At 60.5% G+C, this 17,213-nt stretch carries 16 protein-coding genes; 15 read left to right on the top strand and 1 reads right to left on the bottom strand.

Features of this window, described 5'->3' with window-relative positions:
* Nucleotides 1–7: 7 nt before the first annotated feature.
* The 9 genes from ACJ8J4_RS10885 to nei all read left to right on the top strand — a co-directional run bounded on the left by ACJ8J4_RS10885 (nucleotide 8) and on the right by nei (nucleotide 7,531).
* Nucleotides 8–988 (top strand): MBL fold metallo-hydrolase, encoded by a 981-nt coding sequence (locus ACJ8J4_RS10885; protein ID WP_164063593.1) that lies wholly within the window; start codon nucleotides 8–10, stop codon nucleotides 986–988.
* Nucleotides 989–1,006: 18 nt separating this feature from the next.
* Nucleotides 1,007–1,750, top strand: coding sequence for a type 2 GTP cyclohydrolase I (locus ACJ8J4_RS10890; protein ID WP_025301873.1), 744 nt, complete (start codon nucleotides 1,007–1,009; stop codon nucleotides 1,748–1,750).
* A gap of 159 nt (nucleotides 1,751–1,909) precedes the next feature.
* The gene (gene pxpB, locus ACJ8J4_RS10895) at nucleotides 1,910–2,566 is read left to right on the top strand and encodes a 5-oxoprolinase subunit PxpB (protein ID WP_025301874.1); all 657 of its coding nucleotides are present in this window, start codon (nucleotides 1,910–1,912) and stop codon (nucleotides 2,564–2,566) included.
* Complete coding sequence (pxpC, locus tag ACJ8J4_RS10900) at nucleotides 2,560–3,492, top strand: 5-oxoprolinase subunit PxpC (protein ID WP_049208635.1); 933 nt, start codon at nucleotides 2,560–2,562, stop codon at nucleotides 3,490–3,492. Before pxpB ends, pxpC begins: the two co-directional genes overlap by 7 nt.
* Nucleotides 3,482–4,222 (top strand): 5-oxoprolinase subunit PxpA, encoded by a 741-nt coding sequence (gene pxpA, locus ACJ8J4_RS10905; RefSeq protein WP_025301876.1) that lies wholly within the window; start codon nucleotides 3,482–3,484, stop codon nucleotides 4,220–4,222. Before pxpC ends, pxpA begins: the two co-directional genes overlap by 11 nt.
* Nucleotides 4,223–4,284: 62 nt before the next feature.
* Nucleotides 4,285–5,016: a DUF969 domain-containing protein gene (locus ACJ8J4_RS10910; protein WP_016928734.1), complete on the top strand. Its 732-nt coding sequence runs from the start codon at nucleotides 4,285–4,287 to the stop codon at nucleotides 5,014–5,016.
* Nucleotides 5,013–6,032 (top strand): DUF979 domain-containing protein, encoded by a 1,020-nt coding sequence (locus ACJ8J4_RS10915; protein WP_025301878.1) that lies wholly within the window; start codon nucleotides 5,013–5,015, stop codon nucleotides 6,030–6,032. The genes ACJ8J4_RS10910 and ACJ8J4_RS10915 overlap by 4 nt, the downstream gene beginning before the upstream one ends.
* A gap of 8 nt (nucleotides 6,033–6,040) precedes the next feature.
* Nucleotides 6,041–6,685 (top strand): pyroglutamyl-peptidase I, encoded by a 645-nt coding sequence (pcp, locus tag ACJ8J4_RS10920; RefSeq protein ID WP_049208633.1) that lies wholly within the window; start codon nucleotides 6,041–6,043, stop codon nucleotides 6,683–6,685.
* Between the two features lie 54 nt (nucleotides 6,686–6,739).
* Nucleotides 6,740–7,531 (top strand): endonuclease VIII, encoded by a 792-nt coding sequence (gene nei / locus ACJ8J4_RS10925; protein ID WP_049208632.1) that lies wholly within the window; start codon nucleotides 6,740–6,742, stop codon nucleotides 7,529–7,531.
* Nucleotides 7,532–7,588: 57 nt separating this feature from the next.
* Here the strand turns inward: nei and ACJ8J4_RS10930 are convergent, their stop codons facing one another.
* Nucleotides 7,589–8,881, bottom strand: a complete 1,293-nt coding sequence (locus tag ACJ8J4_RS10930) for a citrate synthase (protein ID WP_016928730.1) — start codon at nucleotides 8,879–8,881, stop codon at nucleotides 7,589–7,591.
* A 729-nt stretch (nucleotides 8,882–9,610) separates the two neighbouring features.
* On the opposite strand from ACJ8J4_RS10930, the gene sdhC reads away from it, so the two are divergent.
* The 6 genes from sdhC (at nucleotide 9,611) to odhB (ending at nucleotide 17,205) form a co-directional block, all read left to right on the top strand.
* A complete protein-coding gene (gene sdhC, locus ACJ8J4_RS10935; RefSeq protein WP_004939893.1) occupies nucleotides 9,611–10,000 on the top strand; it encodes a succinate dehydrogenase cytochrome b556 subunit in 390 nt (129 codons plus the stop codon).
* Nucleotides 9,994–10,341, top strand: a complete 348-nt coding sequence (gene sdhD, locus ACJ8J4_RS10940; protein ID WP_004939891.1) for a succinate dehydrogenase membrane anchor subunit — start codon at nucleotides 9,994–9,996, stop codon at nucleotides 10,339–10,341. Before sdhC ends, sdhD begins: the two co-directional genes overlap by 7 nt.
* Nucleotides 10,342–12,108: a succinate dehydrogenase flavoprotein subunit gene (sdhA, locus tag ACJ8J4_RS10945; protein ID WP_015376974.1), complete on the top strand. Its 1,767-nt coding sequence runs from the start codon at nucleotides 10,342–10,344 to the stop codon at nucleotides 12,106–12,108. It abuts the gene before it with no gap.
* Nucleotides 12,109–12,124: 16 nt separating this feature from the next.
* Nucleotides 12,125–12,841: a succinate dehydrogenase iron-sulfur subunit gene (locus ACJ8J4_RS10950; RefSeq protein WP_025301880.1), complete on the top strand. Its 717-nt coding sequence runs from the start codon at nucleotides 12,125–12,127 to the stop codon at nucleotides 12,839–12,841.
* Between the two features lie 275 nt (nucleotides 12,842–13,116).
* Nucleotides 13,117–15,924 (top strand): 2-oxoglutarate dehydrogenase E1 component, encoded by a 2,808-nt coding sequence (sucA, locus tag ACJ8J4_RS10955; protein ID WP_049208652.1) that lies wholly within the window; start codon nucleotides 13,117–13,119, stop codon nucleotides 15,922–15,924.
* Between the two features lie 63 nt (nucleotides 15,925–15,987).
* Nucleotides 15,988–17,205 (top strand): 2-oxoglutarate dehydrogenase complex dihydrolipoyllysine-residue succinyltransferase, encoded by a 1,218-nt coding sequence (gene odhB, locus ACJ8J4_RS10960; RefSeq protein ID WP_060447623.1) that lies wholly within the window; start codon nucleotides 15,988–15,990, stop codon nucleotides 17,203–17,205.
* Nucleotides 17,206–17,213: the final 8 nt, after the last annotated feature.

Genomic DNA, 17,213 nt, shown 5'->3' on the forward strand with positions numbered 1-17,213 from the left:
CGACGCAATGATGAAAAAGGTGCTGGCCCTGTGCCTGAGCGGCTATTCGGCGCTGGCGATAGCCGGCTTTGACGTGGTGGCGCTGGGCGTCGACGGCGGCGTTAGCGACGGCAACCTGACCTCTTATCTGATCCGCAGCGATAATCAGCCGCAGTATGTGGCGCTGGACGCCGGCTCGCTGCTACCGGGCATCGCCAAAGGGTTGGAGAAGGGCAGTTTCCCGCAGGTGACCCCCGAGCTGGCCGCGCCTTACACGCCGCAGGGCTATGTGTTCCGGCAGTTGATCGGCAGTTACTTTATCAGCCATGGCCATCTGGACCACGTGGCGGGGCTGATCGTCGGCTCGCCCGAGGACAATAAAAAAACCGTTTACGCCCAGGCGGACACCGTGCTGACCCTGCGTAATCACTACTTCAACTGGAAGGCCTGGCCGAACTTTACCGACGCCGGCAACGGTTCGCGGCTGGGCACCTACCGGCTGCAAACGGTGCGGCCGCAGCAGCGCTTTACCCTCGGCCTGACCGGGTTGACCGGCGTGATGTACCCGCTTAGCCACGATCGCTACCCGTCGTCGATGCTGCTGATTTCCAACGGCAGCGAGTTCTTCGCCTACTTCGGTGATACCGGGCCGGATAAGGTGGAGCAATCACGCGATCTCGATACCGTCTGGCGCACGCTGGGGCCGCTTGTCGAGCAGAAAAAGCTCAAAGGTATGATTATCGAAACCTCGTACCCCAATGGGGTGGAGGATAAACATCTGTACGGCCATTTGACGCCGGCCTGGCTGCTGAAGGAGTTGAAGAACCTGACGCAGTACAGCGGCGGTGAAGGTTCGCTGAACGGTCTGCCGGTGGTGATCAGCCACATCAAGCCCAGCCTGAAGCAGGGCGAAGACACGCGCGCCGCCATTGCGCAGCAGCTGGCGCAGGGCAACGATCTGGGCGTGAAATTCATCCTGATGGCGCAGGGCGACCGGCAGACATTTTGACTATGAAGAGAGAAGAGAATGCGTAACCTCGATCTGGAACAACTGATCAATACGGAACTGAACGCCGCGGCGTTTCAGGACTACGCCCCTAACGGATTGCAGGTAGAAGGCCGCCCGCACGTGCAGCGCATCGTGACCGGCGTCACCGCCTGTCAGGCGCTGCTGGATGCCGCGGTGGCGCATCAGGCCGACGCGATTATCGTGCACCACGGCTATTTCTGGAAAAATGAGGCGCCGGCGGTGCGCGGCATGAAGCGCAATCGTCTGAAAACGCTGTTGACTCACGATATTAACCTGTACGGCTACCACCTGCCGCTGGACGCGCATCCGGTGCTGGGTAACAACGCGCAGCTGGCGCAGGCGCTGGGCATTCGGGTGATTGGCGACGTCGAGCCGCTGGTGCCACACGGCGAATTTGAACAGCCGCTGACCGGCGAGGCGCTGCAGCAGCGTATCGAAAGCCGGCTGGGGCGCGCGGTGCTGCACTGCGGCGATAACGCGCCTGAGCACATTCGCCGGGTGGCCTGGTGCACCGGCGGTGGCCAGGGCTTTATCGACAGCGCGGCGCGCTTCGGCGTCGATGCGTTCATCAGCGGTGAAGTGTCTGAGCAGACCATTCATAGCGCGCGCGAAATGGGCGTGCATTTCTTCGCCGCCGGTCACCATGCGACCGAGCGCGGTGGCGTGAAAGCGTTGGGGGACTGGCTGGCCCAGCACCACGGCTTTGATGTGACCTTTATCGATATCCCGAATCCCGCCTGATTTTTTTCTTCCCCGGATCCAGCCCGGCCTGTGTGCCGGCTGAATCCTTTTACCGCGCTATTTCCTTATTTTCCTTATGGTTGCGTTCTATTGACAGCCGGGGCCGCGTCACGCATAACTGGTGTGTTTTTCATCGCGATAATAATAAGGAGAATAAGGGTGCAACAAGCACGTTATTACCTGTTGGGTGAAAGAGCGGTAGTGCTTGAACTGTCGCCGCCGGTGACGTTACCGAGCCAGCAGCGCATCTGGGCGCTGGCGGAAAAGCTGAATCACCACCCCGACGTGCGGGAAGTGGTGCCGGGGATGAACAACCTGACGCTGTTGCTGCATACGCCGCAGGCCGACGCCGAAGCGATGCTTGCGTTGCTGCAGCAGGGCTGGGAAAGCAAAGAGCGCCTGACGCCGGAGTCGCGCCAGGTGGATATTCCGGTGGTCTACGGCGGGGAGCAAGGCCCCGATCTGGATGACGTGGCGCGCCATACCGGCATGACCCCGCGGCAGGTGGTGGAATGCCACGCGGCGGCGGCCTATGTGGTCTATTTCCTCGGTTTTCAGCCGGGCTTCTCCTATTTGGGCGGCATGCCGGAAAAATTGGCGACGCCGCGCCGCGCCGAACCGCGTCTGGCGGTGGCGGCCGGCTCCGTCGGCATCGGCGGCGGCCAGACCGGCATCTATCCGCTGGTGACACCCGGCGGCTGGCAACTGATTGGCCGCACGCCGCTGGCGTTGTTCAATCCGCATGAAATGCCGCCGACGCTGCTGCGCCCGGGCGATAGCGTGCGCTTCGTGCCGCAGAAGGAGGGCGTATGCTGATTATTCTGCGTGCCGGCATCTATACCACGGTGCAGGATTTGGGCCGCGAGGGATTCCGCCGCCTGGGCATCAGCACCGGCGGGGCGTTGGATCAACCGGCGCTGAAGATCGCCAACCTGCTGGTGGGCAACGCGCCGGAGGCCGCCGGGCTGGAGATCACGCTCGGCCAGTTCAGCGCCGAGTTTACCCACTCTGGCTGGATCGCCCTGACCGGCGCCGGCTGCGACGCGCAGCTGGACGGCAAGCCGCTGTGGACCGGCTGGCGCTACCCGGTGAAAAAGGGGCAGCGGCTGGCGCTGGGCACGCCGAAACGCGGCATGCGCAGCTACCTGGCGATCTCGGGCGGTATCGCCGTGCCGGAAATGCTGGGCTCGTGCAGCACCGACATGAAAGCCGCCTTTGGCGGCCACGAAGGCCGTAACCTGAAGGACGGCGATCGGCTGCCGCTGGGCAAATCAGCCGCTCAACCGCAACATCGCTGCGGCGTGAAACAGCTGCTGTTCACCAACCGCATCCGCGCGCTGCCGGGGCCGGAGTACGCCGAATTCAGCGAAGAGGCGCAGGATACGTTTTGGCGCACCGCCTGGCAGCTCAGCCCGCAGAGCAACCGCATGGGCTACCGCCTGCACGGCGGTACGCCGCTGGAGCGCACCACCGACCGCGAGATGCTGTCGCATGGCCTGATGCCCGGCGTGGTGCAGGTGCCGCATAACGGCCAGCCGATCGTGCTGATGGCCGATGCGCAAACCACCGGCGGTTACCCGCGTATCGCCTGCGTGATCGAAGCCGATCTCTACCACTTGGCGCAGATCCGTCTCGGCGAACCGATCCACTTCGTTCTCTGCTCACTGACGGAGGCGCAGCGCGCCAAAGCCGAGCAGGATCTCTTCCTTCGACAGATTGCCTGGGGGTTACATGATCGTTGATTTGAACGCCGATCTCGGCGAAGGCTGCGCCAACGATCAGGCGCTGTTGCAATTGGTGAGCTCGGCCAACATCGCCTGCGGCTTCCACGCCGGCGATGCGCAGACCATGCGTCAATCGGTGCGCTGGGCATTGCAGTACGGCGTGGCGATCGGCGCCCATCCGAGTTTTCCCGATCGGGAGAACTTCGGCCGCACCCGCATGCAGCTGCCGCCGGAAACGGTGTACGCGCAGGTGGTGTATCAGCTCGGGGCGCTGGCGGCGATCGCCCGCGCCGAGGGTGGGGTGATGGTACATGTTAAGCCGCACGGCATGCTGTATAACCAGGCGGCGGTTGAACCGGCGCTGGCGGAAGCGATCGCCCGGGCGGTGCAGGCGGTCGATCCGGCGCTGCGGCTGGTGGGGCTGGCCGGGAGCGAGCTGATCCGCGCCGGGGAAAAACTCGGTCTGACCACCCGGCAGGAGGTGTTCGCCGATCGCGGTTATCAGGCCGACGGCACGCTGGTGCCGCGCGGTTTGCCGGGGGCATTGATCGAGGATGACGAACAGGCGCTGGCGCAAACGCTGGAGATGGTGCGCCATCACCGGGTGCGCAGCGTGGATGGCGTCTGGGCCGCCGTTCAGGCGGAAACTGTCTGCCTGCACGGGGACGGCGAACATGCGCTGGCGTATGCGCGCAAGCTGCGGGACAGTTTTGTTCAACAGGGTATTCGCGTCAGCGCGGAGCAATAAAGCCGTAAAGCAAGACACAACATCACAAGCAAAAAACTATTAGAAAATATCGAGGGAAGACTATGGAACAGGCCGTGAATCTCTGGCCACTGATCGGCATCGCCGCCATCGTGGTCGGATTTGTATTGCGTTTCAACCCGGTGCTGGTGGTGATCGCCGCCGGCATCATCACCGGTTTGGCGGCGCTGATGCCGCTGGACGTCATTCTGGAAAAGCTCGGCGAGGGCTTTCTCAACACCCGCAACCTGCCGCTGATCCTGCTGCTGCCGCTGGCGGTGATCGGCCTGCTGGAGCGCCACGGGCTGAAAGAGCGGGCGCAGGCGTGGATCGCCAAGATCAAAAGCGCCACCGCCGGCCGTTTGCTGATCGTGTACCTGTTCGTGCGCGAGATCACCGCGGCGATGGGGCTGACCAGCCTGGGCGGGCACCCGCAAATGGTGCGGCCGCTGCTGGCGCCGATGGCGGAAGGGGCAACGGAAAACCGCTATGGCGAACTGCCGGAGCGTACGCGCCACCGCCTGCGCGCCATGTCGGCCGCGACCGACAACGTCGGGCTGTTCTTCGGTGAGGATATCTTCGTGGCCTTCGGCGCGATCATCTTCATGCATAACTTTATGCTGGAGTCCGGCGGCATTCAGACCGAGCCGCTGCATATCGCGCTGTGGGGCATTCCGACCGCCATTTTCGCTTTCCTGATCCACGCGTTCCGGCTGTATCGGATGGATAAGCAGCTGAGCGCCGAGCTGGCGCAGCTGAATCAGGCGGCGCTGCAGGCGAAGGGGGAGGCACGATGAACTTCCAGCAACAATATCTCTACTGGCTGGCCGGCGCGGTGCTGCTGATTGTGGCGGTGATGTCCTTCCGCGATCGCGCCAACCCGCGCCGCATCACCACCGGGCTGTTTTGGGGGTTGTACGGCCTGGTATTCCTGGTCGGCGACTGGACTTACCGCCTGCTGGGCGACGTACTGGGCGAGGGCAGTAACGAGAAACGCATGCTGCACATCATCGTTGGCGGGGTGGTGGTGGTGATGGCCCTGATCGCCGGCTTCGGCGGTGTGCGCCTCGGCAGCTATCATCAGCGAACGCCGCAGGAGCGCGAGACCAGCGCCAAGCGTTTGGGCAACAAGCTGTTTATCCCCGCGTTGGCGATCCCGGTCGTGACGGTGATCGGCGTGCTGCTGTTCAACAACGTGCCGGCGTTGCAAAGCGCGGTGTTCGGCAGCGGTAACCACGCGACGCTGATCACGCTGTTCTCGATGACCGTCGGCTGCCTGATTGGCCTGGCGATCGCGGTGAAAATGACCCATGAGAAGGCGTTGCAGCCGGTGCAGGAAGCGCGGCGCCTGCTGGATTCGATCGGCTGGGCGTTCATTCTGCCGCAGATCCTCGCCACGCTGGGGTTGCTGTTTACCGTCGCCGGCGTCGGCACTGCGATCTCGCATTTGACCCAGGAGTATCTGGCGGTGGATAACCGTTTTATCGCCGTGGCGGTCTACGCTATCGGTATGGCGGTGCTGACCATGGTGATGGGCAACGCCTTCGCCGCTTTCCCGATCGTCACCGCAGGCATCGGCATTCCGATCCTGGTGCTGCAACACGGCGGCAACCCGGCGGTGATGGCGGCGATCGGCATGTTCTCCGGCTATTGCGGCACGCTGATGACGCCGATGGCGGCGAACTTCAACATCGTGCCGGCGGCGCTGCTGGAGCTGCCGGACAAGAATGCGGTGATCAAGGCGCAGGTGCCGACCGGCGTGCTGCTGCTGTTAGTTAACGTGTTCCTGCTGTATTTCCTGATGTTCCTGTAGGAGTAAGGATGCAAAAAGTATTGATTACCGGCTTTGAGCCGTTTGGCGGCGAGCGCCTCAACCCCTCCTGGGAAGTGGTGAAGCAGCTCAATGATATGGAGCTGGTCGGCGCGCGCATCGTGGCGCGCCAGCTGCCGTGCGTGTTCGGCGCGGCGCTGGACGCGCTCAATGCGGCGATCGACGAGGTGCAGCCGGTGATGGTGCTGGCTATCGGCCAGGCCGGCGGCCGCACCGATATCACGATTGAGCGGGTGGCGATCAACGTCGACGACGCGCGCATTCCCGACAATCAGGGGCAGCAGCCGGTGGACGAGCCGATCGTCGCCGGCGGTCCGGCGGCCTATTTCAGCACCTTGCCGATTAAAGCGATGGTCAGTTCGATGCGCGAGGCCGGCATTCCGGCCGCCGTTTCGCAGACTGCCGGCACCTACGTGTGCAACCATGTCATGTATGGCCTGCTGCACCGTTTGAGCGGCCAGCGCGAGGTCAAGGGCGGGTTTATTCATATCCCGTACCTGCCGGAACAGGCGGCGGCGCACCCCGGTGCGCCGAGCATGGCGGCTTCGACGGTGCTGTTTGCGCTGGAGCTGGCCGTTTCCATCGCTTTGCAGGTGGAACACGACCTGAAAGTGGTGGGCGGCGCGACGCATTAATCAAGAGAATCCCCGGCGCACCGGGCTGCGCCGGGCCTACGCAAGGAGTGGTCTATGCCGGAAGGACCGGAGATTCGCCGGGCGGCGGACAAACTGGCGGCGGCTGTGATCGATCAGCCGCTGACCGCCGTCGATTTCGCTTTTCCTCAGTTGAAACACTACCGTCAGCGTCTGCTCGGCGAGCGCATCGTCGCCATCGAGCCGCGCGGCAAGGCGCTGCTGACCCATTTCTCCAATGGGCTGACGATGTACAGCCACAACCAGCTGTACGGCGTGTGGAAAGTGGCGGCGGCCGGGGAGACGCCGGAGACCAAGCGCGATCTGCGGGTGCGGCTGGAAACCGCCCGCAGCGCGATATTGCTCTACAGCGCTTCCGACATTACCGTCGGGCCGCGCGAGGAAATAGAACAACACCCGTTTTTGCAACGCATCGGCCCTGACGTGTTGGACATGTCGCTGACGGTAGACGCCGTGGCGGAGCGGTTGCTGACGCCGCGTTTTCGCCGCAGGCAGCTGAGCGGCATGCTGCTCGACCAGGCATTTCTTGCCGGATTGGGCAATTATCTGCGTGCCGAAATCCTGTGGCAGGCCGAACTGGCGCCGCAGCATAAACCGCAGGATCTGACGCCAGAGGCGCTGCGCCGTCTGGCGGAGGCGTTGCTGGCAGTGCCGCGCCTTTCCTACCAGACGCGCGGGCAGGCGGATGACAACCGGCATCACGGCGCGCTGTTTCGCTTCAAGGTATTTCATCGCAGCGGTGAGCCTTGCGAACGCTGCGGCGCGATGATTGTGCGCACCGAGCTGTCATCGCGGCCGTTTTATTGGTGCCCGGGCTGCCAGAAATAACCAAAAAAAACGCCGCCCGAAGGGGCGGCGCTGTGCGGTTTCAGCCAGGAAAGCGGCTTACTTGTTTTTCAGCTGGGATTTGAAATCACGCTCGGCATAGCCGGTGTACAGCTGACGCGGACGGGCAATTTTGATGCCTTCGTCGTGCATTTCGTTCCAGTGGGCGATCCAGCCGATGGTGCGTGCGATGGCGAAGATCACGGTGAACATGGAAGAAGGAATGCCCATCGCCTTCAGGATGATGCCTGAGTAGAAGTCGACGTTCGGGTACAGTTTCTTCTCGATGAAGTACGGGTCGTTCAGCGCGATGTGTTCCAGCTCCATCGCGACCTGCAGCAGGTTGTCGTCCTTCTTGTTCAACTCTTTCAGCACTTCGTGACAGGTTTCGCGCATCACGGTGGCGCGCGGATCGTAGTTCTTGTACACGCGGTGGCCGAAGCCCATCAGGCGGAAGGAGTCGTTCTTGTCCTTGGCGCGCTTGATGAACTCTGGAATGTGCTCGACGGTCTTGATCTCTTCCAGCATTTTCAGCGCCGCTTCGTTGGCGCCGCCGTGTGCCGGCCCCCACAGGGAGGCGATACCGGCCGCGATGCAGGCGAACGGGTTGGCGCCGGAAGAGCCGGCGGTGCGCACGGTCGAGGTAGAGGCGTTCTGCTCATGGTCGGCGTGCAGGATCAGGATGCGGTCCATGGCGCGTTCCAGCACCGGGTTCACCACGTACTCTTCGCACGGGGTGGCGAACATCATGTGCAGGAAGTTGCCGGCATAGGACAGATCGTTGCGCGGGTAAACGAACGGCTGGCCCAGGGAGTATTTGTAGCACATCGCGGCCACGGTCGGCATTTTGGACAGCAGACGGAACGCGGTGATTTCGCGGTGACGTTCGTTGTTGACGTCCAGCGCATCGTGGTAGAACGCCGCCAGCGCACCGGTCACGCCGCACAGCACTGCCATCGGGTGCGAGTCGCGACGGAAGCCACGGAACAGATGGGTGATCTGGTCGTGGATCATGGTGTGACGGGTTACGGTCGTCTTGAAGGTTTCGAACTCTTCCGGCGTTGGGGTCTCGCCGTACAGCAGGATGTAGCACACTTCCAGGTAGGAAGATTCTTTCGCCAGCTGCTCGATAGGGAAGCCGCGGTGCAGCAGCACGCCTTTGTCGCCGTCGATGAAGGTAATCTTGGATTCGCAAGAAGCGGTGGAGGTAAAGCCGGGATCAAATGTGAAATAACCTTTGGAACCCAGAGCGCGGACATCGAGGACATCAGGGCCCAGTGTCGGTGTCAATACGCCCAGTTCGATCGGAGCTTCGCTGTCGTTAATGGTTAGCGTCGCTTTCTTATCAGTCATTTACTGTCTCCTTAGCGCCTTATTTTAAAAAACCACTAACAACTGAAATACCTTAAATCTCTGCAGGTTGCCCGCAAAAAATGGTGCGGACGCTAACTCTGTGAGCGACTGCGCAACTGTGCGCGGGTAGGGTACAGAGTGCTGACCAGGCGAACGAGACGGGTGACCAGTTGTTAACGATTCAGAGTAATTCGTTATAGTCTGTTAATCTTACCTATGAGCTGTTCGAAGAGATGTGAACCTATCCCAATAATCTGTTTTTATGTGCTTTATTTGCTTTTGACGCCGGCAAACTCGAGCGGGAAACAACGTCTATTGGGATAGGTTCGCCAAATACACTGTTGCATAACTCGAACCCGGGAGGAAGTGTATCTGCTGACCCATAGCGCATCATAGGACCGTTTGTGCCCCTATATGTAATGGAAATGTTGATCTCTTGTCAAATCAGATAATTAATTTTGCACTAATTGTGAAATCCGTGATCTGAATCACTGTTCGGGGGAAATGTTATCAAAGCGGTTGTATGAGAATTGTAATCAGAATGTGATCCTCCTATACTGCCGCCAGGTCTCCGGATTACCCTGAAGTAGGAGCACCCAGCGTTATAAATGCGCGCCGTTTGAGCACAGAGGATGTTGATGTTTGAGCGCGTGACGTGTAAGGGTTTTAGGCTCTTAACGCTGTCTGATCCCCGCCCAGGCCCGGAGGAAGGAAAATAATAAGAGCTGTGTGGGCAAATACGTGAAAAAACAACGACCTGTCAACTTGGATCTGCAAACGATCCGGTTCCCCGTAACTGCGATAGCGTCTATCTTACACCGAGTCTCTGGCGTAATTACCTTCGTTGCCGTGGGTATCCTCCTCTGGCTGCTGGGCCTGTCACTCTCTTCCCAAGAGGGGTTCCTGCAGGCGGCCGCCATCATGAATAGCTTCATCGTCAAATTCATATTCTGGGGCATCCTCACGGCGCTGGCCTATCACATTTGCGGTGGCATCCGTCACTTGTTAATGGATTTTGGCTACATCGAAGAGAGTTTGGCCGCCGGTACCCGTTCCGCCCAGGTGGCGATCGGTCTGACCGTCGTGCTGTCAGTTCTGGCTGGAGTCCTCGTATGGTAAACAACGTTTCTGCATTAGGGCGCAACGGCGTGCACGATTGGCTGCTGCTGCGTGCTTCCGCGATCATCATCACCCTGTACGTCCTGTATATCCTGGGCTTTTTCGTCACGGCTCCGGAACTCACTTATGACATTTGGCGCGGTTTCTTCGCCACTTCCATTACGAAAGTGTTCACTCTGCTGACCTTGCTGTCGATTCTGGTGCACGCCTGGATCGGGCTGTGGCAGGTGCTGACGGACTACGTCAAGCCGCTGGCGGTTCGCCTGGTGTTGCAGCTGGCTGTCGTGGTCGCGTTGCTGGTCTATTTACTGTACGGAACAATCGTAGTGTGGGGTGCTTAAATGAAACTGCCAGTCAGAGAGTTTGATGCCGTCGTAATCGGCGCCGGCGGTGCGGGCATGCGTGCCGCGCTGCAAATTTCCCAAGCGGGCTCGACCTGTGCCCTGCTGTCCAAAGTTTTCCCGACCCGTTCCCATACCGTGTCTGCACAGGGCGGCATTACCGTCGCGCTGGGCAACAGCCACGAGGACAACTGGGAATGGCATATGTACGACACGGTGAAAGGGTCCGACTATATCGGTGACCAGGACGCCATCGAATATATGTGTAAAACCGGCCCGGAAGCAATTTTGGAACTGGAACACATGGGCCTGCCGTTCTCTCGTCTGGACGACGGCCGCATTTATCAGCGCCCGTTCGGCGGTCAGTCGCTGAACTTCGGCGGCGAGCAGGCGGCGCGTACCGCAGCCGCAGCCGACCGTACCGGTCACGCGCTGTTGCACACCCTGTACCAACAGAACCTGAAAAACCACACCACCATCTTCTCCGAGTGGTATGCGCTCGATCTGGTGAAAAACCAGGATGGCGCGGTGGTCGGCACCACGGCTATCTGCATCGAAACCGGTGAAGTGGTTTACTTCAAAGCCAAGGCCACCGTGCTGGCGACCGGCGGCGCAGGCCGTATTTACCAGTCCACCACCAACGCCCACATCAACACCGGCGACGGTGTCGGCATGGCGCTGCGCGCTGGCGTGCCGGTGCAGGACATGGAAATGTGGCAGTTCCACCCGACCGGCATCGCTGGCGCGGGCGTACTGGTGACTGAAGGCTGCCGCGGCGAAGGCGGTTACCTGCTGAACAAACACGGCGAGCGCTTCATGGAGCGTTATGCGCCGAATGCCAAAGATCTGGCGGGCCGCGACGTGGTTGCCCGTTCGATCATGATCGAAATCCGCGAAGGCCGCGGTTGCGACGGTCCTTGGGGCCCGCACGCCAAGCTGAAGCTGGATCACCTGGGCAAAGAGGTACTGGAATCCCGTCTGCCGGGCATTCTGGAGCTGTCCCGCACCTTCGCGCACGTCGATCCGGTGAAAGAGCCGATCCCGGTTATCCCAACCTGTCACTATATGATGGGCGGGATTCCGACCAAGGTGACCGGCCAGGCGCTGACCGTGAACGAGAAGGGCGAAGACGTGGTGATCCCGGGGCTGTTCGCCGTGGGCGAAATCGCCTGCGTATCGGTGCACGGCGCCAACCGCCTGGGCGGCAACTCGCTGCTCGACCTGGTGGTGTTCGGCCGTTCCGCCGGCATGCACCTGCAGGAATCGCTGGAAGAGCAGGGCGTGAGCCGTGACGCCAGCGACTCCGACGTGGAAGCCTCGTTGGACCGTCTGAACCGTTGGAACAACACCCGTTCCGGTGAAGACCCGGTCGAAATTCGCAAAGCGCTGCAGTCTTGCATGCAGCACAACTTCTCGGTATTCCGCGAAGGCGATGCGATGGCCAAGGGCCTGGAAGAACTGAAAGTGATCCGTGAACGTCTGAAGAACGCACGCCTGGACGATACCTCCAGCGAGTTCAACACCCAGCGCATCGAGTGCCTGGAGTTGGATAACCTGATGGAGACCGCGTATTCCACCGCTGTGTCGGCCAACTTCCGTACCGAGAGCCGTGGCGCACACAGCCGCTTCGACTACCCGGAACGCGATGACGCCAACTGGCTGTGCCATTCGCTGTATCTGCCGCAATCGGAAAGCATGACGCGTCGTGAAGTGAACATGCAACCGAAGCTGCGCCCGGCATTCCCGCCGAAAGTGCGTTCTTACTAATTGCGGAGATCGACAGATGAAACTCGAATTTTCCATTTATCGCTACAACCCGGATGTCGATGACGCGCCGCACATGCAGGATTACACCCTGGAAGCGGAAGAAGGTCGCGACATGATGCTGCTGGATGCGTTGATCCAGTTGAAAGAAAAAGACCCGACCCTGTCGTTCCGTCGCTCATGCCGTGAAGGCGTATGCGGTTCCGATGGCCTGAACATGAACGGTAAAAACGGCCTGGCGTGCATCACCCCGATTTCGTCGCTGCGCAAAGGCAACGGCAAGATCGTGATCCGTCCGCTGCCGGGCCTGCCGGTGGTGCGCGATCTGGTGGTGGATATGGGCCAGTTCTATACCCAGTATGAAAAGATCAAGCCATACCTGCTGAACGACGGCAAGAACCCGCCGGCGCGCGAGCACCTGCAGTCGCCGGACCAACGCGCCAAGCTGGACGGTCTGTACGAGTGCATCCTGTGCGCCTGCTGCTCGACCTCTTGCCCATCGTTCTGGTGGAACCCGGACAAGTTCATTGGCCCAGCCGGTCTGTTGGCGGCGTATCGCTTCCTGATCGACAGCCGTGACACGGAAACGCAAGAACGTTTAGATGATCTGGACGACGCTTTTAGTGTTTTCCGCTGCCATAGCATTATGAATTGTGTCAGTGTATGTCCTAAAGGCTTGAACCCGACGCGTGCGATCGGGCATATCAAGTCCATGCTGCTGCAACGCGGCGCATAAACGGAATGAGATGCTGCGCCGGGCTCTTTTCCGGCGCACATCCCATAGGGGAGGGAACCTCTAAAAACTGACCCGCGGCTGCGGCGCTATGCAGCCTGGTTCTTCCGCCGGTTTTTAGAGGTTCCTTGTAAGGGACCGCAAGGTCCATAACAGAACGTATCGGGCCGTCATGGCCGCAAGTACGTCGAGTGAACCGTTTTACGGCAAACCGTATTCATCACGGTAATTATGTTAACCACGGCGAAAACTAAAGCTTCAAAGCTTAAGGGATCATGATGCAGAACGGCGCAATGAAGGCCTGGCTGGATTCCTCCTATCTGGCGGGCGCGAACCAGTCTTACATAGAACAGCTCTATGAAGACTTCTTAACCGATCCGGGTTCCGTTGAAGATAGCTGGCGTTCCATTTTTCAACAGCTACCAACCGCGGGTGTCAAACCCGATCAGCTTCACTCTCAAACGCGCGACTACTTCCGCCGCCTGGCGAAAGACTCCGCGCGCTACAATACCACCATCACCGATCCGGAAACCGACGCCAAACAGGTCAAGGTACTGCAGCTGATCAACGCCTTCCGCTTCCGCGGGCATCAGCATGCCAACCTCGATCCGCTCGGCCTGTGGCAGCGCGAGCAAGTTCCTGACCTTGATCCCGCTTACCACAACCTGACCGAAGCCGATTTCCAGGAAACCTTCAACGTGGGCTCTTTCGCCATCGGCAAAGAAACCATGAAGCTGGGCGATCTGTACGCCGCGCTGAAGCAGACCTATTGCGGGTCGATCGGTGCTGAGTACATGCATATCACCAACACCGAAGAGAAACGCTGGATCCAGCAGCGCATCGAATCGGTGGTGGGGCGCGCCAGCTTTACCGCCGACGAAAAACGCCGTTTCCTGAACGAGCTGACTGCGGCGGAAGGCCTGGAACGCTACCTGGGCGCCAAATTCCCGGGCGCCAAACGCTTCTCGCTGGAAGGCGGCGACGCGTTGGTGCCGATGCTGAAAGAGATGGTGCGCCACGCCGGTAAGAACGGCACGCGCGAAGTGGTGTTGGGCATGGCCCACCGCGGCCGTCTGAACGTGCTGATCAACGTGCTGGGCAAAAAGCCGGCCGATCTGTTCGACGAATTCGCCGGTAAGCATAAAGAACACCTCGGCACCGGTGACGTGAAATATCACCAGGGCTTCTCTTCCGACGTGGAAACCGAAGGCGGCATGGTTCACCTGGCGCTGGCGTTCAACCCGTCGCACCTGGAGATCGTCAGCCCGGTGGTCATGGGCTCGGTACGTGCCCGTCGCGATCGTCTGGACGAAGCGCGCAGCAACATGGTGCTGCCGATCACCATCCACGGCGACGCCGCCATCACCGGCCAGGGCGTGGTTCAGGAAACCCTGAACATGTCTCAGGCTCGCGGTTACGAAGTGGGCGGCACCGTGCGTATCGTCATCAACAACCAGGTTGGCTTCACCACCTCCAACCCGCTGGATGCGCGCTCTACCGAATACTGCACCGACATCGCCAAAATGGTTCAGTCGCCGATCTTCCACGTTAACGCGGACGATCCGGAGGCCGTGGCCTTCGTCACCCGCCTGGCGTTGGATTTCCGTAACACCTTTAAGCGTGACGTGATGATCGATCTGGTCTGCTACCGTCGCCATGGGCACAACGAGGCCGACGAGCCGAGCGCTACCCAGCCGGTGATGTATCAGAAGATCAAGAAACACCCTACGCCGCGCAAAATCTACGCTGACGTGCTGACCGAGCAGAAAGTGGCCAGTCTGGAAGATGCCACGGAAATGGTCAACCTGTACCGCGACGCGCTCGACCGCGGCGATTGCGTGGTTGAAGAGTGGCGTCCGATGAACCTGCACTCCTTCACCTGGTCACCGTATCTGAACCATGAGTGGGACGAGGAGTACCCGAGCAAGGTTGAGATGAAGCGCCTGCAAGAGCTGGCACGTCGCATCAGCACCGTGCCGGAAGCGATTGAAATGCAGTCGCGCGTGGCGAAAATCTACGCTGACCGCGCCGAGATGGCGTCGGGCAACAAGCCGTTCGACTGGGGCGCTGCCGAAACGCTGGCTTACGCGACTATGGCGGATGAAGGCATCCCGATCCGCATCTCCGGTGAAGACGCCGGCCGCGGCACCTTCTTCCACCGTCACGCGGTGGTGCACAACCAGAAAAACGGTTCCGTCTATGTTCCGCTGGCGAATATTCACAGCGGCCAGGGCGAATTCAAGGTCTGGGACTCCGTGCTGTCTGAAGAGGCGGTGCTGGCGTTCGAATACGGCTACGCCACGGCGGAACCGCGCACGCTGACCATCTGGGAAGCGCAGTTCGGTGACTTCGCCAACGGCGCACAGGTCGTTATCGACCAGTTCATCAGCTCCGGCGAGCAAAAATGGGGCCGTATGTGCGGCCTGGTGATGCTGCTGCCGCACGGCTATGAAGGCCAGGGCCCTGAGCACTCTTCCGCGCGTCTGGAACGCTATCTGCAGCTGTGCGCAGAGCAGAACATGCAGGTGTGCGTCCCGTCTACGCCGGCGCAGGTTTACCATATGCTGCGTCGTCAGGCGCTGCGCGGTATGCGCCGTCCGCTGGTGGTGATGTCGCCGAAGTCGCTGCTGCGTCACCCGCTGGCGATTTCTTCGCTGGACGAGCTGGCCAACGGCACCTTCCTGCCGGCGATCGGCGAGATCGACGACTTGGATCCGAAAGCGGTCAAGCGCGTCGTGCTGTGCTCCGGCAAGGTCTACTACGACCTGCTGGAACAGCGTCGCAAGAACGAGCAGAAAGACGTGGCCATCGTGCGTATCGAGCAGCTGTATCCGTTCCCGCATCAGGCCGTGCAGGCCGTGCTGGAACAATACTCGCACGTGCATGATTTCGTCTGGTGTCAGGAAGAGCCGCTGAACCAGGGCGCCTGGTACTGCAGCCAACACAACTTCCGTGAAGTGGTGCCGTTCGGGGCTTCTTTACGTTACGCAGGACGTCCGGCCTCCGCCTCTCCGGCGGTGGGCTATATGTCCGTACACCAGAAGCAGCAGCAGGCTCTGGTGAACGACGCGCTGAATATTGACTAATGTTCGCTCGCTTGCTGGCCGAGGGCCGGCAAGCAGATGATAAAAAACTTAAGGGAAAGCTAAATGAGTAGCGTAGATATTCTGGTTCCTGACCTTCCTGAATCGGTTGCCGATGCGACCGTAGCCACCTGGCACAAAAAACCGGGCGACAGCGTGCAGCGTGATGAAGTCCTGGTTGAAATCGAAACCGACAAAGTGGTGTTGGAAGTGCCGGCCAGTGAAGCGGGTATTCTCGATGCTATCGTGGAAGAAGAGGGCGCGACCGTGCTGTCTCGCCAGCTGCTCGGCCGCATCCGTCCGGGCGACAGCTCCGGCAAGCCGACCGCTGAGAAGAGCCAAGAGAAAGAAGCCACGCCTGCACAGCGCGCTACCGCGAGCCTGGAAGAAGAAAGCAATGACGCGCTCAGCCCGGCGATTCGCCGCCTGATTGCTGAACACGATCTCGATGCTGGCGCCATCAAAGGCACCGGTGTGGGTGGCCGCATCACGCGTGAAGACGTGGAAGCGCACCTGGCCAAAGGCGGCGCCGCTGCCAAACCGGCCGCCGCCGCTGAAGCCGCACCGCAGCCTGTTCTGGCCGGCCGCAGCGAAAAACGCGTGCCGATGACCCGCCTGCGCAAACGCGTTGCCGAGCGTCTGCTGGAGGCGAAGAACAGCACCGCGATGCTGACCACCTTCAACGAAATCAACATGCAGCCGATCATGGACCTGCGCAAGCAGTACGGCGAAGCCTTCGAGAAGCGCCACGGCGTGCGTCTGGGCTTCATGTCCTTCTACATCAAGGCCGTGGTTGAAGCGCTGAAGCGCTTCCCGGAAGTGAACGCGTCGATCGACGGTTCCGACGTGGTTTACCACAACTACTTCGACATCAGCATCGCGGTTTCTACCCCGCGCGGCCTGGTGACGCCGGTACTGCGCGATGTAGACGCCATGAGCATGGCTGACATCGAGAAGAAAATCAAAGAGCTGGCCGTTAAGGGCCGCGACGGCAAACTGACCGTTGAAGAGCTGACCGGCGGTAACTTCACCATTACCAACGGCGGCGTATTCGGCTCCCTGATGTCTACCCCGATCATCAACCCGCCGCAGAGCGCCATCCTGGGCATGCACGCCATCAAAGATCGCCCAATGGCGGTCAATGGTCAGGTGGTGATCCAGCCGATGATGTATCTGGCGCTGTCTTATGACCACCGCCTGATCGACGGTAAAGAATCCGTCGGCTATCTGGTGACGGTCAAAGAGATGCTGGAAGATCCGGCTCGTCTGCTGCTGGACGTCTAGTAACCCTT

Source organism: Serratia sp. CY47280 (assembly GCF_052168655.1).
Classification (GTDB): domain Bacteria; phylum Pseudomonadota; class Gammaproteobacteria; order Enterobacterales; family Enterobacteriaceae; genus Serratia; species Serratia bockelmannii.

Bases quoted from the DNA above. Each gene is read 5' to 3' on its own strand.
- ACJ8J4_RS10885 (WP_164063593.1), top strand. From the start codon at position 8: ATGATGAAAAAGGTGCTGGCCCTGTGCCTGAGCGGCTATTCGGCGCTG.
- ACJ8J4_RS10890 (WP_025301873.1), top strand. From the start codon at position 1,007: ATGCGTAACCTCGATCTGGAACAACTGATCAATACGGAACTGAACGCC.
- pxpC (WP_049208635.1), top strand. From the start codon at position 2,560: ATGCTGATTATTCTGCGTGCCGGCATCTATACCACGGTGCAGGATTTG.
- pxpA (WP_025301876.1), top strand. From the start codon at position 3,482: ATGATCGTTGATTTGAACGCCGATCTCGGCGAAGGCTGCGCCAACGAT.
- ACJ8J4_RS10910 (WP_016928734.1), top strand. From the start codon at position 4,285: ATGGAACAGGCCGTGAATCTCTGGCCACTGATCGGCATCGCCGCCATC.
- ACJ8J4_RS10915 (WP_025301878.1), top strand. From the start codon at position 5,013: ATGAACTTCCAGCAACAATATCTCTACTGGCTGGCCGGCGCGGTGCTG.
- pcp (WP_049208633.1), top strand. From the start codon at position 6,041: ATGCAAAAAGTATTGATTACCGGCTTTGAGCCGTTTGGCGGCGAGCGC.
- nei (WP_049208632.1), top strand. From the start codon at position 6,740: ATGCCGGAAGGACCGGAGATTCGCCGGGCGGCGGACAAACTGGCGGCG.
- ACJ8J4_RS10930 (WP_016928730.1), bottom strand. From the start codon at position 8,881: ATGACTGATAAGAAAGCGACGCTAACCATTAACGACAGCGAAGCTCCG.
- sdhD (WP_004939891.1), top strand. From the start codon at position 9,994: ATGGTAAACAACGTTTCTGCATTAGGGCGCAACGGCGTGCACGATTGG.
- sdhA (WP_015376974.1), top strand. From the start codon at position 10,342: ATGAAACTGCCAGTCAGAGAGTTTGATGCCGTCGTAATCGGCGCCGGC.
- ACJ8J4_RS10950 (WP_025301880.1), top strand. From the start codon at position 12,125: ATGAAACTCGAATTTTCCATTTATCGCTACAACCCGGATGTCGATGAC.
- sucA (WP_049208652.1), top strand. From the start codon at position 13,117: ATGCAGAACGGCGCAATGAAGGCCTGGCTGGATTCCTCCTATCTGGCG.
- odhB (WP_060447623.1), top strand. From the start codon at position 15,988: ATGAGTAGCGTAGATATTCTGGTTCCTGACCTTCCTGAATCGGTTGCC.